Genomic DNA, 15,570 nt, shown 5'->3' on the forward strand with positions numbered 1-15,570 from the left:
GCATTGACTCATTGTCAAAGGATGTTGATTCAATGACAAAAGCGAGTCGGATACTAAATCCTAGCCGCCATAAACAAACTAATGTCCTTGAACGCCATGTTGAAACGCTTGGCGAGGTTAAGGTTGGTGAGTGTGCCTTTGTAGGAATAGACGCCTTTTTGCAGCCACTGATGAGTGTAGATCATCTCATCAAATCCACCACAGTCCCCGGCTTCCAGCAGTATCGGGGTGAAGATGTTGGAGATCGCTAATGAGGCAGTTCGTGCTACACGGGAGGCAATGTTTGGCACCCCGTAGTGGATCACATCGTGCTTCACAAACGTGGGTTTGTTGTGGTTAGTTAGTTCGGAAGTTTCGATGCATCCCCCTTGATCGATGGTCACATCAATGATCACTGAGCCAGGCTTCATGCTCATCACCATGTCTTCCGTCACTAATATCTTATGTTGTCCTTTTTCAAATCTCACCGCCCCGATCAGCACGTCTGCCTCCTGCACTTCCTTTGCCAGCAGTGCTTCATCGTAGGTAGAGGTGTAGATTTCCTGACCCAACACGTGCTTGAGTCGCCTCATTTTGTAAATCTGATTATCAAAGACCCTCACCTCCGAGCCATGACCCAGTGCTGCTCTGGCTGCAAATTCGGCTACAGTCCCTGCCCCAATGATCACCACGCGCGTCGGTGGCACGCCCGTGATTCCCCCTAGCGTAACGCCCTTTCCCCCATTTGTGCTGCTAAGGCACTCCGCCGCAATCACCATTACCGTGCTGCCGGCAATCTCACTCATGGCCCGTACCAGAGGAAGCCCTCCTACCTTGTCCTGGATGAATTCATAACCGATCGCAATGAGTTTTTTCTTATTGATGGCCTCCAGGTATTTCACATTTTGCTTGCCTGCCTGAAACGCCGAGATCAATGTGCTGCCCGGCTTCATCAGGTCGATCTCTTTGAGGGTAGGTGGCTCCACCTTCAGGATGGTGTTGCATTCAAACACTTCCTTGGCACTGTAGGCAATTTTAGCGCCCGCCTCACTATACTCCTGATCAGAAAAGTTGGCTGAAGTCCCCGCACCAGACTGGATCACCACCTCATGCCCATTGGCTACCAGCACGCCCACAGAAGAAGGTTTGATCGGCATCCGCTTTTCCTGATCGGCAATTTCCTGCGGCACCCCCACCTGGATTGACCGATGTTTTTTGGAAATCTTGGCAGGTGCTTCCTGTGGATATAAAGTCTGCTCTTTGGCCAGTGCAGCGAATCCGGATTTAGACGTTTCGTTCATTAGGTTGTGCCGTTAGTGATCGGGTGTTATCACCTACTAATTTAATGCTTATTTGCAGGTATTCATCAGGTAAAAGTGGCGCAATGATCTCCGGCCATTCCAGCAGGCACAGATTGCCAGAATACAGGTAATCTTCCACGCCGATATCCATCGCCTCCCCGATATCTTTCAACCGATAAAAATCAAAATGATAGATCTCCGCTCCCCTTCCAGACTCGTATTCATTCACAATGGAAAATGTAGGTGAGCCCATTTCATCTTCTACTCCAAGCTCTTTGCATATCTGCTTGATCAGTGTGGTTTTTCCAGCACCCATCTCCGCATCAAAGCACCACACCTTGATCTGACCAAAGTTGCTCAGGAGCTTTCTGGCCACTTCATGTAGCTCGTCTTCATTGTAGTTCGGTATGGTCATTTATTGGAGAGGGTGACAAACGGGATGATGATTTCTTCCATGGAGATGCCGCCATGCTGGAAGGTGTCCTTGTAGTGGCGAACGTAATGGTTGAAGTTGTTTGGGTAGGCGAAGAAATGATCGTCCATGGCAAAAACATACGTGGAGCTTACATGCGGTTTGGGCAAGCCAAAGTTCTCCGGCTCACGTGTGAAAAAAACTGACTTCTCATCAAAGGCGAGGTTGCGACCCACTTTGTACCGCAGGTTGGCATTGGTCTTTCGGTCCCCCACAATTTTCTGCGCTTTGTTTACCCGGATCGTGCCATGATCCGTAGTGATCATCACCTTCACCTTTTGATTCGCCAGTGCCTTCAGGGTATCATAGAGTGAGGAGTGTGTAAACCAGGATTTGGTCAATGACCGATAAGCCGATTCATCAGGTGCCAGTTCCCGGATCATCTGCATGTCTGTGCGTGCATGGGAGAGCATATCCACAAAGTTGAAAACGATGGCATTGAGTGCATTGCTCATCAGGTTGGAGATGCTTTCGCTCACGTGCTTGCCTTCCTCCGCCCGTAGTATTTTGTGGTAGCTGAAGCGCTCCTTCACCTGGTTGCGGGCCATGTTGGCTTCAAGCAGGTCTGATTCCATCAGGTTTTTTCCCTCATCATCTTCCTCATCCACCCACAGATCCGGATAGCGTTTTGAAATCTCTAGGGGCGTGAGTCCGGCGAAGAGTGCATTCCGGGCATAAGAAGTAGTTGTCGGGAGGATGGAAAAGTACAGTTCCTCCGAATCCACATTGAATAACTCTGCCACCTCCGGCTCAATAATCTTCCATTGATCGTATCGGAGGTTGTCAATAATTATCAGGAAGACGGGCTCTTCTCCCACCTCAGGAAAAACTTTGTGTTTTAGTAAATTATGAGAAAGCAAAGGACGGTCTATGTCTGGATCCGTGATCCAGTCCTGGTAGTTGGAAGTGACGAACGAAGAAAAATTTCCATCTGCCTCTACCTTTTGTGCATTGAGCACCTCCACCATGCTTCGGTCCTGGGTTTCGTCCAGCTCCAGCTCCCAGTACACCAATTTCTTATAGATGTCCATCCAGTCGTGATGATCCTGTGCATCCATCACATTCATGGCCAGCTGCTGAAATTCCTTTTGGTACCCCTGGTTGGTTTTTTCAGAGATAATCCGTTTGTTGTCCAATATCTTCTTGACAGACAGCAAAATCTGATTCGGATTTAGCGGCTTGATCAGGTAATCTGCAATCTTGGCGCCTATCGCCTCCTCCATGATCTCCTCTGCTTCGTTTTTGGTGATCATCACCACCGGCAGGTTAGGGTGAGTGGACTTGATGTAGTTGAGGGTTTCCAATCCACTCATTCCCGGCATATTTTCATCCAGAAACACAATATCAAAATAGTTATGGTCGATTTCCTCCAGCGCATCGGCCCCACTGTTTACAGGAGTAAGCTTATAGCCTTTTTGCTCCAGGAATAATATATGAGGCTTGAGTAACTCAATTTCATCGTCCGCCCATAAGATTTTAAATTGCTGCATTAATTCAGTTTTGGCATTCTTTTGCTAAGTAACCTGAGTTTGATGTAAGAATAAAAAGAAAACACCTTAATTCCCCTCCACGGAGGGGTGCGGGGTGGGTTTATTAAAAATGTTTTCTTTTATCAAATTTTATTCAAAAATGACGGATTTGAACTAACCCACCTCATCCTCCTCCCGAGAGGAGATAAATACGTGTCATTTTTGAACGAAATTTGGGGTTCTTTGTCAATTTTAAGTAAATCACAAACGCTGTTGAACAAAAAGAAAATTCTAAATGATCCGGTTTACGGATTCATCAATATACCGAACGATCTCATCTTCGACATCATTGAGCATCGTTATTTTCAGCGGCTGAGAAGAATAAAGCAACTCGGACTCACTGACCTGGTGTATCCGGGAGCCTTACATACGCGATTTCATCATGCCCTTGGTGCCATGGATCTAATGCGCAGGGCAATCAATGCGCTGCAGGATAAGGGCGTGGAGATTTCCGATAAGGAAAGACAAGCAAGCATGCTGGCGATTTTACTGCATGATGTCGGCCATGGCCCCTTTTCCCACACCCTGGAATTTTCCCTGTTTCAGGGCGTGCATCACGAGCAGGTAGGGCTATGGATGATGGACAGGCTCAATCAGGAATTTGATGGTGCGCTGGATCTGACCATTCAGATCTTTAAGGATAAGTACCACCGTCCCTTCTTTCATCAGCTGGTCTCCAGCCAGCTGGATATTGATCGGCTGGATTATCTCAAGCGGGATTCCTTTTTCACGGGCGTGTATGAGGGGGCGATCGGTTCGGAGCGAATTATCAAAATGCTGAATGTGGCCAGTGAGCATTTAGTGGTGGAAGAAAAGGGTATTTATAGCATTGAAAACTTCCTGAGTGCCCGACGACTCATGTACTGGCAGGTGTACCTTCATAAAACTGCCGTGAGTGCAGAGGTGATGCTCATTGAACTCATCAAACGGGCCAAGTCTTTGACCCAGGCAGGTGAAAAACTGATGGCTACTCCGGCCCTAAAAATATTTCTGGAACGAGATATTACTGACCAGGATTTTGAAGAGGATCCGGACATCCTGGAGATCTATGCCCTGCTGGACGATGCGGATATCTGGGGATCGATTAAGTTTTGGCAGGATCATGAGGATGTAGTGTTGCGAAAGCTGAGTAAGATGCTGCTGGAACGAAAACTCCTTGGAATTTCCTTTTCCAATGAGCCTACCGGGAGGATCGTGACGGATGATCTCGTTCACAAAGTGATGAAGCTGTATCAAATCGATGAGGAAGAGGCTGGATACTTCATCAAAACCGGATCGGTGAGCAACTCAGCTTACATTGCCTCTGGACAATCCATCAAAATTTTGCGCAAGCATGGAAATGTGGTAGATGTGGCAGATGCTTCTGACCTACCCAATATCAAGGCGATGAGTAAGATTGTAACCAAGCATTATCTGTGTGCTCCAAAAGAATTACTTACAAACTGAGATGAAGATTACGGGAAAGCATATAGGTAAGAAGTTTAGGAAAAATTGGATTTTCAGGGATCTGAATTTTGAATTCAGCTCAGGTGAAACAGTGGCTATTACCGGTAAGAATGGCGCAGGAAAATCAACGTTAATTCAGATCATTGCCGGATACCTCACTCCAAGTGAGGGGGAGATTTTGATAGATGGTAAACCGATTGATGATCCCAGCCCGCAGACTACATTCGTGGGGCCATATACGGAGATTATTGAGGAATTTACCTTGGGTGAGTTTTTGAAATTCCATAGCAAATTCAAAACTCCAGCATGCACCATTGAGGAAATGGCCCAATCTGCATCGCTCCCTTTGAATAAGGTCATTGGTGAGTTTTCCACAGGTATGAAACAGCGCGCAAGGCTGATCACCGCTTTCTTCTTTGAAAATGACCTGATCTTCCTGGACGAGCCTACCTCCAACCTGGATGCTGAAGGTTTTGACTGGTGGAAAAGTCAACTAGAGAGGTTTGATAAACGGCTTGTTTTCATCGCTTCCAATGATCCAGGTGAGATCAACGTCTGCTCAAAGCAGCTTAGTCTCTAAAAAAATAAGGGCCGGCGAATAATTTCATTCACTTTTTCCAGTTTTGTAGGTATAAATAATAAAAAGTTCTACTTTTGATAGAACCTTATATCTAATCAGACAATTATAGATTCGAATTATGAAAAGATTATCAAACTTACTTGCTGCCTTAGTTTTTGCTTCCTTAGTTATTTTTATGTCATGCGGTGGCAGTGGTGGTAGTGATGGGCCATCTGATCTGGAGATTGCTGTAGAGAACCTTACAGTATCCGGTGGGTTTTCCGGTCCTACATCTGTACAAACTGATAATGGTGATGCAGATGGTGAGTGGCAGGATTTTGGAATTACTTTTAAAGGCACTGTGGAAGGTGGCAACTACACTGTTAGTAATGTACCTGATGGATTTAGCGATGTTTGGGCCAATGGTACCTGGACAATCAATGATGCGGGTACAGTAATTACAAAAACACAAGGTGGAGTTGATACTGATATAGTTGCTACTATTGGAGAAGGGTCACTTACCTTGGAGTTTGATGTGGATGATCCAAGCGCACGTACCAGCGGTATTGCCGGTACATGGACATTCGTTTTCAACTAATCTTTAAAGATTTTAAAAATGAAAGGGTAACATGAAAGTGTTACCCTTTTTTTATGCCTGTGCTCTTCCATATTTGCAATCTGGAAGTCTTTGTTTAGCTGCTTATTACAGTTCCAAAGAATACTTTTCATTTATATGAAATTAGATTGATTTAGAACTAGCTTGGAAAGGGAAATGATAATAATGATCGAGTTACAAACTCTTTACCCATGACTTTCGGATTGCAAATCCGAAAGAGCGGAGAAAATATGATCTCTATCATCTGGATGTATCTGAGAATGATGTGAAGTAGCCGAAAGAAAAATCTAAATATCTTTGCGTGTGCTCATCGAAGAAAAATACTTCCCTCAGGACAAAAATTATCTGCTAAAGTCCGTGCAGGCGTTCTCTAAAGAAAGCCTCCTGAATGAGTGGCTCAAAGCAATACTCCGCGCATACAACCTTCAGCACAATCCCATGGGACTGGAAGATGATTTTATGATTGAGCTGAAGCAAAAGATAACTGCCGGTAAGGTGCTGCTTGAAGATAACTATGATATCCTGGCAGCTATCTACCGACACGATCATGCCGATAACCAGCTGGAGATCATGTGGGATGGCCGCACACACATGGAGGCCTATGATGCTGACTGGAAAGAAATGTACGCGAAGTGGACATTACAGCTTTCACTGAATAAGGATTTGCAGCGTCCAATCCTCAAATTTGTTGTTTCACCAGATGGAGTGAACCATACCTTCCTGAAGCAATCGATACGGAGGTCCATTCTTTCTCATTTTAATCTTCGAATGAGGTCTCAGACCCTTTATCGCGTCAGTGCTTGATTTTACAAATCTTACAGAACTTCTGTTTGCCTGCCGGGCGCTTTTTGGGAGGGCGCTTATGACCGTGAAACTTCTCCCCCTTCTTGGCTTCCTTCTTCTTTACCTTACGGGCTTTGTACTCTACCTTGGCATTTTCCCGGTAGGCTTCATTCACCCGTTTTCGGAAGGCAAATTTTTCCTCCTCAGCGGTCTTTAGCTCTGCTTTTTTCTCTTTCTTCAAAAAGCTAAAAAGGGATTTCTTTTCCTTCTTTGCTGCCTGATATTGCGGTTGTCGCGGCTTGGGAGTTTCTGCATTCCTGGTGTTCTGCGCAAGACCTGCACCTGAGACAAAAACCAATACTACCCACAAAAAAACTTTACTCATATCCTGTTTCTGCTTATACCTCCCAACGATAGCTCTTCAAATTATTGCCAAAACTGAGAAAAGATTCCATACAAACATAAAATTGGTTAATCTTTTGCTTTGGCTGACTGTCAGCAACTGAAACCATTATAATTTTCCGTTTGAAATGAAGGTGATGAAGAAACTGCTTTTTTCCCTACTATTCCTGTCTGTACTTTTCACAAACGCTCAAATTGTGCGTGAGTCGGTGCTGATCGGGAAAATGGAAAAGGGTGCCGAGCTGATGGCATTGGGTAAATACGACAGTGCGGAGGTACTCTTCCAGTTTGTGCTGCAAAACATGGAGAAGCTCCCTTCTGACATGGCCTATTTCTTTGGGCGAAATAGTTTCCACCTTGGTAAATACAAACAAAGCATCAACTGGCTAAACAAGTACATCCAACTGAAGGGAACAAAGGGGCTTTACTATGAACCAGCCATTCAGTACCTGCAATATGCGGAAGATGAATACCTAAGAATCCAACGCTCGCAATCGGAGCAATTTGCGAAGGATCTGCAAGCCGCTGAGTATGATTGTGGCGGCCTGGAAAAAATGCTTTGCCCGGTTTGTCATGGATCAGGCGTGGTAGTGCAGACGGGCCTATTTGATGAGGTTTATAAAACGTGCCCCTACTCGCTCGGCGAAGGATACTTATCTTGTGAAGAATACAATCTCTTTATGCGAGGGGATTTGGATCCGAAACTAAAGGATTAGCTTCACCAAGCCGATTGTGAAACCAACCTGTGCTATAAAGAAGAACAGCAACCTCCAGGTCAATGCTGAAATAACCTTTGATTCAATTCTTTCGGCTAAATCATCTTGTGTCATTGACTTAATTTCCTTCACCAATTCCTGAGAATCAGATTCATTGAACTTTGTTTTCAAAAGCTCATAAATTCTAATTTCTGTTGTTGTATTCATAAAATTTGAAATTACAAATTATACGAAAATAATTGAATTAAGATAACCTTTCCTTAAAATCCCTATACCCAAATTCCCTTATCAATTCGAACTGTCCACTCTCCCTCAGTATCCCGATTGATGGATGCTTCACCCCATTAAAGGTGCTAGTCTTCACCATGGTGTAATGGATCATGTCTTTGAAGATGATTGGATCGCCTATTTTCAACTCATGCTCAAACCAGTACTCGTCCAGAAAGTCCCCTGCAAGGCAGCTCACTCCACCCAGACGATAAGCATACCAGCCATCTATCTTACTCTCTGAGCCGGACTCCAGCTTCGGCCGATAAGGCATCTCCAGGCAGTCAGGCATGTGGCAGGTGAATGATCCATCAAAAATGGCTGTCCTTTTTCCTCCATTTTCAACTATATCTAAAACAGAGGTGTGTAAATCCCCGGTTTGCCAGGCAAAAGCACTTCCCGGCTCCAGGATCACATTTACATCGTGTTTTTTACGGAAATCAGAAAGCAATTTGATAAGATGATCGGTATCATATCCTTCCCTGGTCATCAAATGCCCACCCCCCATATTCACCCATTTGATCTGTGGTAAAAAGTGCCCGAATTTATCTTCAAAAGCAGTCAATACACTTTCCAGCGCATAAGAATTTGACTCGCACAATACGTGAAAGTGGAGTCCTTCTACTTGATCAGGTAGCTTTTCAAGATGCTCTGAAGTGACGCCCAGCCTGGAAACCGGACTGGAAGGATTATAGAGATCGGTCTCTACATCCGATTTTTCGGGGTTTACCCGCAAGCCAACACTCACTTCTTTCGGAACCTGATCAATAAAGCGATGGAGCTGTGAAAGTGAATTGAAGGTAATGTGTGAGGATTTGGATGCAATCTCATCGAACTCATCCGGTGCATAGGCGACACAATAGGTGTGCGACTTTACCCCCATTTCCTCATTGCAAAGCTTCACCTCATTGAGTGAGCTTGCCGTGGCACCACCGACAAACCTTTTTACCTGAGGGAATGCGCTCCACATAGAAAAGCCCTTAAAGGCAAGGATGATTTCTACACCCGCACTTTTCTGCACATGATCGACAAGTTTCAGGTTTCGGATGAGCTTCTTCTCATCCAGTACATAGCAAGGTGATGGAATTTTCACTTGGTGTATCGTTCATGTATAATGTTGAGGTGGTGCATCAAATGACCCGAAATGATGTATCCGAGTGTTTCCACACTCATCTCCACACCATTTGACACCCCCGTTCTTTTCCTTACTTTCTCACTGAATGAGGAAAACATATCGAGCGTAGCAGCTCTTACATTGGTAAACTCGGAGAGCAGGTTATGGATCGTCCTACTGTCAGCGTTTGCTTCCAACACATAATCGTTTTGTTCAAATCCCGAAATTTCCGTTTTATCGTTTCTGGCAAATCTCAGTGCACGATATGCGAATATTCGCTCTGCATCTGTGACATGCAGGATGATATCCTTGATGCTCCACTTGTCCTCTGCATACTTGTAATGTCCCTGCGGCTCAGTTAGTCTGCGACAAAAGGTGATAAATTCATCGCCCGTCTTTAGCAGAAGGGGCACCAATTCACCTTCTCCCAGAGCCCTTATGTAGCCTTGATAAAACTCCGGAACTTCCTTGATATCAACCATATCAATCCATCCCCAGGTCAATGCCATGCTTCTCGTGCCACGGCAATCCCGAATTTCCAAGTTTCTCTAAGAATGGATCAGAGTCAAACTCCTCTACATTGAATACTCCTGCCCCTGCCCATTTCCCGGTCAGGAACATGGCCGCTCCTACCATAGCAGGGACGCCTGTGGTGTAGGATACACCCTGAGCACCGGTTTCATCATATGCCGCCTTGTGGCTGCAATTGTTCCAGATATAGTAGGTAGTTTCCTTCCCATCCTTCAGCCCTTTGATCCGGCAGCCAATCGAGGTTTCCCCTTCGTAATTCTCTCCCAAATCCCCCGGATTAGGTAGTACAGCTTTCAAAAACTGAAGCGGCACAATTTGCTTTCCTTCATAATTGACCGGCTGGATGGATGCCATTCCAATGTTCTGAATTACCCGCAGGTGCGTTAGATACTCATCACCAAAAGTCATCCAAAAGCGGGCTCTTTTAATGGTGGGATAATTCTTTACCAATGATTCCAACTCCTCGTGATAAAGTAGGTAGGATGGTCGCTTACCAATATTTGGATAGTCTAAATCTTTTCTGAACTCGAAGGGGTTGGTTTCCACCCATTTGCCATTTTCCCAGTACTTTCCTTTTTGGGTGATCTCCCTGATGTTGATCTCCGGGTTGAAGTTGGTGGCAAAGGCTTTTCCGTGATCACCGGCATTGCAATCCACGATATCGAGGTAGTGAATCTCATCAAAAAAGTGTTTGGCTGCTCTGGACGTAAATACGCCAGTAACGCCCGGATCAAATCCACAGCCCAGGATTGCGGTTAGTCCGGCATTTTTGAACTTATCCTGATAGGCCCACTGCCATTTGTACTCAAATTTAGCCTCCTCCGGTGGTTCGTAGTTTGCGGTATCCAGGTAGTTGACACCAGCTTCCAGGCAGGCATCCATGATGGTAAGATCCTGGTAGGGCAAAGCCACATTGATGACCATTTTGGGATTATGTCGCTTGAACAGTGCCACCACCTGATCTACATGATCTGCATCCACCTGATCGGTTTTTACTTCAACTCCAAGCTGCTTTTTGATATCAGCGGCAATGTCATCGCATTTTGATTTGGTGCGTGAAGCCAAAACGATTTCTGAAAAAATATCCGGATTTTGGGCGCATTTGAAGGCTGTGACGCGACCGACTCCACCTGCACCTATGATTACAACTTTAGACATATTCAAAATTTGATTTTGCCCAAAGTTAGCAGGAAGATCGCTTATAAAATAAAGCGATAGGTGTATTTAATCAGAAAGGTATTGGTGCTTGAGAGATCGTTGAGTTCGTTTGACAAACTACGAAAGCTGCCTTCATTTTGATTGTTGTTATAAAAGCCATTATTGGCCCAAACCACAAACAATGTTGACCCGGGAATGTACTCCCACCTAAGTACCAGGTTAGATTTGTACTCTACGACATTGCTGTTTGGGTTTCCCAAAATGTACGGCTCATCTGAATTAAATCCTTCCAATGAATATTCATTTGAAGAATTATTGTAGGAGTACTCCAGGCTGGCAAAACGATTATTGAAGTTCTCAGAATTAGGCTGGACGGTTTTTTTGAAGTCATCATATTTGGCTGTAGCTACAAAGGGTTGACCCCAATATTCCAGCGTCAGGTTGGGAGTGATGTTGTAATTAGCCCGTATGGTAAGGCGGTAAATTTTCTGCTGAACCCGGCCCAGGAGATATTCATTGGATCCATCAAACTCCTCGCTCGTCACATACTGAAGATCATTTCTCCTCCATTGGATACTGGGAGAAAGGGAAATATTCAGTGCGTCGATCGGTCGGACTATCAGCCCCATGCTCACACCCGAACTTCGAGCATAGTCATTGTTCCCCCTAAAGAGCCACTGATTGAAGGAGACTCTTACTTTCTTTTGGGTGTTTGTGCCAATCCAATACCATATCTCATTTCCTCCGGGATAGATAATGGAAGGGCCTCCTCTGAGATCCGCATTGGAAACTTGTTCATCAGTCAGGAAAAAGCCGGTTTCAAATCGCCACAGGTTTTTAAACTCCAGAAATACATTTCCATTCATGGAAGATTCGAGAACCACGCCCCCAAAATCCAGATTCTGTTCAAAATACATGTTGTAGGATTGGTTCCTGAAAAGTTTTGTGACCTTATTGATCCGGTAATTGGTCCAGGCCCAGTTATTAATAATATCTGTTTGCCGCAAAAAGCCAATATCGTTCAATTCCAATTCGGGAGATTTATAATTTGAGCCCACCGTCCACCTCCATTCACCACTTCGTTTTCCGAATGAAAAGGACGAAAAAGTCCCTACTAGCTCTGTCCTGGTCGAATCTACGCTTTTGTATGTATTGTCTGTCCGTTGGAAGCTTCGCTGAAAGGCATTCTGCGTTCTATAGATGGATCCTCTACTACCAGTCACCCTACTGAAACCATACTTAAAATTCACACCGTACTTACGATCTTTGAAATTATGGTCAATATCGAATCCTCCGCTTTGGGCATTGTCATGCAAGAGTTCCATGCCATTTCCCTGGTTATCAAACCGATTGACATTTGTAACGATAGCTCCAAAGACTGTCTTGGCATTGTTTAAATCTTGTTGAAATCTGGCTGCAAAATAGTTGGTCATCGGTTCGATGGTCTCACTTCTAAAATTTCTCAAAGTATCCATAACCTCAGCATTTTCACTATTTGTGACAGATTCAAGCACGCCCCAGGAAAATCCTTTTGCGTTTTTTCCAGTGAGCTTTGCCGCCCCTATCAAGCGTGTCTGACGCGGTACATCTGCATACTCCACATCATCTGGCAGTTGGCCCTGGGGAGATCTACCTATCCTGCGGGAATAAAAAAGGTTATTGATTCCTCCGCTTGTTCCAAAATCCAAAATGTTGCTTCCTTCAAGGAAAAAGGGCCTCCGTTCCTGGAAAAAGATCTCAAATGCCGAAAGATTTACCTGGGAAGGGTCACCTTCCACCTGACCAAAATCAGGGTTGACCGTTAAATCGAGCGTAATGTCAGAGGTGATTCCAATTTTGGCATCCACTCCCACGTTGTTCTTAAATTCTTTGCCCGCATCCCTGAATGGATTTCCTTCCTCTTTCGGATATTTTTCCAAGGAGGAAAGTACATATGGCTGGATTTCGAGCTGCTTTTGTGGTTTTATTCCTTTGATTCCATTGAGCTCTCCAAAAAGGTGAACCCATCCCGGGGCATTGGGATCGACTGGCTGCCAGGTAGAGCGCTCTTCCTCCCTGAATATGCGGCGAGTGAATTGAATCCCCCAGGTGTGATTCTCTTTATTTGCAAAACGCAACTGCGAAAGGGGGATCTTGAATTCTGCTATCCATCCCTGATCATCCACACTGGTTCTCAGGTACCAGATAGGATCCCAGGTACTGTCCCAATTATCTCCATTGTTGGATACATATTCATCCCCTTTTACCCCAGATACAGATGCAGAGAATGAAAAAGCCGTTCGCTTATCCCCGTAGCTGTCAATGTTAATTTCTACAAAGTCCCCATCAAAACCATCCCTTCGGGACATTCTTTTTACGATCTTGTCCGGTTCCGTGTCGAATGCGCGCACCCCTACGTAGAGGAATTTTGCATCGTATAGAATTTTGAATTGGGTTTGCTGCTTTGGCTCGACATTATATGCAGGTCGGTGACCAATAAAATCTCCACCCCACTCTACCTGATCCCAGGCCTCCTCATCCAGCTTGCCGTCAATGGTGATTTCACTTTTTATCCAGTCAGTGGTGTAGGATTTCTTGGGGGGAAGTTCTTCCTGGCCAAGAATTTTTGTGCAAAGACATAACAGGGTTACAAACTGAGTGAGCAGTTTCAGGCGCATGAGTATAGTTAGTTGTAAGCGACACCAATCCAAACGAATGAATGGATGACAATGAATACTCCAATAATGATGAGTGGTTACATTTTTTATATAGAAAAAAGAAATCTGGGATGGAAGGTTACTTCATAGTATACCTCAAACCTGTTTGTATAGACAATCTGGAAGGATTGCTGGTAGAATTACTAATAGGAGTAATCGCGTGACGATAGTTTGGCTCAATGGTAAAGGCAAAGTTGCTTAATATGGAGTATCCCAGTTCCAATCCCCCTATTCCGTCAAAAGACCAATCATTATATAAGTTTAGGTTATCACTATCCAGAACTTGCCTGGATGGATCAGAAAGACTTCCATTTATCAAATAGTTTGCAGCAAGGCCTGCATTAAGTCTTAAACTAAATTTTCTGTCAAAGACGTAATATCCGGCCTTGAGTGGAATGGATGCTAACTGCACATTGTTGTTCAACTCAACCTCGTGATCATAGCTTTCTTCGACTTCAATTACCGTTTCTCTGGCTCCTGGAGGTGGTGAGACAGGATTTTTCTTAAAGGAGGATGGAACTTCGCCTCCAACCAGCTCTCTACTGTCTATGGTAAAAACGTCTAACACGTTTATGGATGCAGAGCCGCTGTTGTTCATCCGCGTATAAGCCAGACCACTTTCAAGGGTCCATTTCTTACCAAGCTGCACGCCAAAATCAACCCCAATGGAAGTAGCTAATCCTTCATTCATGCTTGAAGAAATACTGGTGGTAGGATTGATAAAACCCTCCGTACCAACTGCTGAAGCAATTCCTGCGGGGTTCAACGAACTTGCTAAAGCACTTGAGCCTGAAATATTGCTGCTAAAAGTGCCAGCTCCAGCCTCTACTCCTGCCCATACTTTCTTCTCTGCAGGCTCTCTCGATGATTTGCGAGAAGTGCCTGGTCCGGCGGCTCTGTACCAATAGATATCAGATGATACCGTGGCAAGCTCCAATCCGGGAGATTTCTTACTTATGATAAACTCTTCATAATCTGACTCTACAGTTTCGTCTTTTTCAAAATATGCGAGCATTTCATTACTACTACTATTTACTGAATTGCTGGAACCTGAGATTTTCTTAAAGGTCAAATCCCGGCTTTGGAAAGTTGAAAAATTATGATCAAAATAATTGTCTGTATTCCAGTCTTTAGAAAGCAAGGCATTATAACTCTGATAATCCTCTGGTGAGACATCACTGCCTGAAAACGGGAAATAGAGTATTCCCAAAAAGAAAACAATGACAAAAACAGCAGCTACAGCCATCCATTTGAAGAGCATGTGTTGCGCCTCATATCTGGAAACCAAATCTGCATTGAGTGCACTCTCTATATTGCTCCATGTGCCAGAGGGTGCCTTTACTGTTTGTCCTTCAAACTTATCCCGAATCCGATCTTCAAACCTCTCCCGATCCATATTTGACCTTATCTCTCTGAATTACCTTTTCTGCCAACAGTGATTTTGCCCTGGAATATTGAGACTTTGAGGTGCCTTCGCTAATCTGCAATTTTTCAGCTATCTCGTGATGTTTGTAGCCTTCGATCGCAAACAGGTTAAAAATGACCTGACACCCACTTGGAAGCTCCCGAATCATACTAAGAAGCTCCTCGTATCCCAGCTCTGAGATAGCTGATTCCTTTTCACTCCAATCATCCAAATCATTGACATCTACCATTGGGTAGAGATAGAGTTTGCTTCGTTGATGATTGAGTGCTGTATTCACAACTATCCGCTTTATCCAGTATGCCAATGACGAGTCCTTCCTGAAATTGTGGATATTCTTGAAGACCTTTATAAATGCCTCCTGAATAATATCCTCTGCCTCTTGTTGCATTTTGGAGTATCTCAGAGCCACCAGATACATACCATCGCAGTATTTATCGTATAGCGCTTGCTGATACTCCTTCTTGCCTTTCTGGCAGCCTTTAATCAATTTTTCTTCGCTGACCGACATTATGTTGGCACTTTAAAAGACCCAAAGCGGTGTATTATAGTTGTAATAACTAATTTGGATACTTAAA

16 protein-coding genes are annotated in these 15,570 nt (G+C 44.5%); 5 read left to right on the forward strand and 11 right to left on the reverse strand.

Annotated features, from left to right (window positions below; translation table 11 throughout):
• Positions 1-53 precede the first annotated feature (53 nt).
• Genes RLN88_RS03025 through porX form a run of 3 tightly spaced genes read right to left on the reverse strand, consistent with a single transcriptional unit; the run spans position 54 to position 3,242 of the window.
• A complete protein-coding gene (locus RLN88_RS03025; protein ID WP_350219897.1) occupies positions 54-1,280 on the reverse strand; it encodes an alanine dehydrogenase in 1,227 nt (408 codons plus the stop codon).
• A complete protein-coding gene (gene tsaE / locus RLN88_RS03030) occupies positions 1,264-1,695 on the reverse strand; it encodes a tRNA (adenosine(37)-N6)-threonylcarbamoyltransferase complex ATPase subunit type 1 TsaE (protein ID WP_350219898.1) in 432 nt (143 codons plus the stop codon). The genes RLN88_RS03025 and tsaE overlap by 17 nt, the downstream gene beginning before the upstream one ends.
• On the reverse strand, positions 1,692-3,242 hold the full coding sequence (porX, locus tag RLN88_RS03035; RefSeq protein WP_350219899.1) for a T9SS response regulator signal transducer PorX: 1,551 nt from the start codon (positions 3,240-3,242) through the stop codon (positions 1,692-1,694). The genes tsaE and porX overlap by 4 nt, the downstream gene beginning before the upstream one ends.
• Before the next feature lie 252 nt (positions 3,243-3,494).
• Between porX and RLN88_RS03040 the strand changes: the two genes are divergently transcribed.
• The 4 genes from RLN88_RS03040 to RLN88_RS03055 all read left to right on the forward strand — a co-directional run bounded on the left by RLN88_RS03040 (position 3,495) and on the right by RLN88_RS03055 (position 6,706).
• On the forward strand, positions 3,495-4,727 hold the full coding sequence (locus RLN88_RS03040; RefSeq protein ID WP_350219900.1) for an HD domain-containing protein: 1,233 nt from the start codon (positions 3,495-3,497) through the stop codon (positions 4,725-4,727).
• 1 nt (position 4,728) lies between these two features.
• Positions 4,729-5,307, forward strand: a complete 579-nt coding sequence (locus RLN88_RS03045; protein ID WP_350219901.1) for an ABC transporter ATP-binding protein — start codon at positions 4,729-4,731, stop codon at positions 5,305-5,307.
• 118 nt (positions 5,308-5,425) lie between these two features.
• Positions 5,426-5,884 carry a hypothetical protein gene (locus tag RLN88_RS03050; protein ID WP_350219902.1) on the forward strand — a complete coding sequence of 153 codons (459 nt, stop codon included), beginning with the start codon at positions 5,426-5,428 and terminating at the stop codon, positions 5,882-5,884.
• 321 nt (positions 5,885-6,205) lie between these two features.
• Entirely contained in the window at positions 6,206-6,706 is a 501-nt protein-coding gene (locus RLN88_RS03055; RefSeq protein WP_350219903.1) for a hypothetical protein, read from the forward strand.
• On the opposite strand, the gene RLN88_RS03060 is transcribed toward RLN88_RS03055, so the two are convergent.
• Positions 6,696-7,070, reverse strand: coding sequence for a hypothetical protein (locus tag RLN88_RS03060; RefSeq protein WP_350219904.1), 375 nt, complete (start codon positions 7,068-7,070; stop codon positions 6,696-6,698). The genes RLN88_RS03055 and RLN88_RS03060 overlap by 11 nt on opposite strands.
• 154 nt (positions 7,071-7,224) lie before the next feature.
• On the opposite strand from RLN88_RS03060, the gene RLN88_RS03065 reads away from it, so the two are divergent.
• On the forward strand, positions 7,225-7,803 hold the full coding sequence (locus RLN88_RS03065) for a hypothetical protein (protein WP_350219905.1): 579 nt from the start codon (positions 7,225-7,227) through the stop codon (positions 7,801-7,803).
• Here the strand turns inward: RLN88_RS03065 and RLN88_RS03070 are convergent.
• From RLN88_RS03070 to RLN88_RS03100, 7 genes are all read right to left on the reverse strand, one after another.
• The gene (locus RLN88_RS03070) at positions 7,792-8,010 is read right to left on the reverse strand and encodes a hypothetical protein (protein ID WP_350219906.1); all 219 of its coding nucleotides are present in this window, start codon (positions 8,008-8,010) and stop codon (positions 7,792-7,794) included. The genes RLN88_RS03065 and RLN88_RS03070 overlap by 12 nt on opposite strands.
• Positions 8,011-8,047: 37 nt before the next feature.
• A complete protein-coding gene (gene nspC / locus RLN88_RS03075) occupies positions 8,048-9,163 on the reverse strand; it encodes a carboxynorspermidine decarboxylase (RefSeq protein ID WP_350219907.1) in 1,116 nt (371 codons plus the stop codon).
• The gene (locus RLN88_RS03080) at positions 9,160-9,693 is read right to left on the reverse strand and encodes a DinB family protein (RefSeq protein WP_350219908.1); all 534 of its coding nucleotides are present in this window, start codon (positions 9,691-9,693) and stop codon (positions 9,160-9,162) included. Before RLN88_RS03080 ends, nspC begins: the two co-directional genes overlap by 4 nt.
• Positions 9,668-10,873, reverse strand: coding sequence for a saccharopine dehydrogenase family protein (locus tag RLN88_RS03085; protein ID WP_350219909.1), 1,206 nt, complete (start codon positions 10,871-10,873; stop codon positions 9,668-9,670). The genes RLN88_RS03080 and RLN88_RS03085 overlap by 26 nt, the downstream gene beginning before the upstream one ends.
• A 41-nt stretch (positions 10,874-10,914) precedes the next feature.
• A complete protein-coding gene (locus tag RLN88_RS03090) occupies positions 10,915-13,530 on the reverse strand; it encodes a DUF5916 domain-containing protein (RefSeq protein ID WP_350219910.1) in 2,616 nt (871 codons plus the stop codon).
• Between the two features lie 118 nt (positions 13,531-13,648).
• Complete coding sequence (locus RLN88_RS03095; RefSeq protein WP_350219911.1) at positions 13,649-14,965, reverse strand: outer membrane beta-barrel protein; 1,317 nt, start codon at positions 14,963-14,965, stop codon at positions 13,649-13,651.
• Positions 14,946-15,503, reverse strand: a complete 558-nt coding sequence (locus RLN88_RS03100) for an RNA polymerase sigma factor (protein WP_350219912.1) — start codon at positions 15,501-15,503, stop codon at positions 14,946-14,948. Before RLN88_RS03100 ends, RLN88_RS03095 begins: the two co-directional genes overlap by 20 nt.
• Positions 15,504-15,570 lie beyond the last annotated feature (67 nt).

The sequence above is a fragment of the Ekhidna sp. genome (assembly GCF_040223195.1).
Classification (GTDB): domain Bacteria; phylum Bacteroidota; class Bacteroidia; order Cytophagales; family Cyclobacteriaceae; genus Ekhidna.

Excerpts from the sequence above, each read along its gene's own strand:
- RLN88_RS03100 (WP_350219912.1), bottom strand. The coding sequence starts at position 15,503 with ATGTCGGTCAGCGAAGAAAAATTGATTAAAGGCTGCCAGAAAGGCAAG.
- porX (WP_350219899.1), bottom strand. The coding sequence starts at position 3,242 with ATGCAGCAATTTAAAATCTTATGGGCGGACGATGAAATTGAGTTACTC.
- RLN88_RS03070 (WP_350219906.1), bottom strand. The coding sequence starts at position 8,010 with ATGAATACAACAACAGAAATTAGAATTTATGAGCTTTTGAAAACAAAG.
- RLN88_RS03025 (WP_350219897.1), bottom strand. The coding sequence starts at position 1,280 with ATGAACGAAACGTCTAAATCCGGATTCGCTGCACTGGCCAAAGAGCAG.
- tsaE (WP_350219898.1), bottom strand. The coding sequence starts at position 1,695 with ATGACCATACCGAACTACAATGAAGACGAGCTACATGAAGTGGCCAGA.
- RLN88_RS03080 (WP_350219908.1), bottom strand. The coding sequence starts at position 9,693 with ATGGCATTGACCTGGGGATGGATTGATATGGTTGATATCAAGGAAGTT.
- RLN88_RS03090 (WP_350219910.1), bottom strand. The coding sequence starts at position 13,530 with ATGCGCCTGAAACTGCTCACTCAGTTTGTAACCCTGTTATGTCTTTGC.
- RLN88_RS03050 (WP_350219902.1), top strand. The coding sequence starts at position 5,426 with ATGAAAAGATTATCAAACTTACTTGCTGCCTTAGTTTTTGCTTCCTTA.
- RLN88_RS03085 (WP_350219909.1), bottom strand. The coding sequence starts at position 10,873 with ATGTCTAAAGTTGTAATCATAGGTGCAGGTGGAGTCGGTCGCGTCACA.
- RLN88_RS03060 (WP_350219904.1), bottom strand. The coding sequence starts at position 7,070 with ATGAGTAAAGTTTTTTTGTGGGTAGTATTGGTTTTTGTCTCAGGTGCA.
- RLN88_RS03065 (WP_350219905.1), top strand. The coding sequence starts at position 7,225 with ATGAAGAAACTGCTTTTTTCCCTACTATTCCTGTCTGTACTTTTCACA.
- RLN88_RS03045 (WP_350219901.1), top strand. The coding sequence starts at position 4,729 with ATGAAGATTACGGGAAAGCATATAGGTAAGAAGTTTAGGAAAAATTGG.
- RLN88_RS03095 (WP_350219911.1), bottom strand. The coding sequence starts at position 14,965 with ATGGATCGGGAGAGGTTTGAAGATCGGATTCGGGATAAGTTTGAAGGA.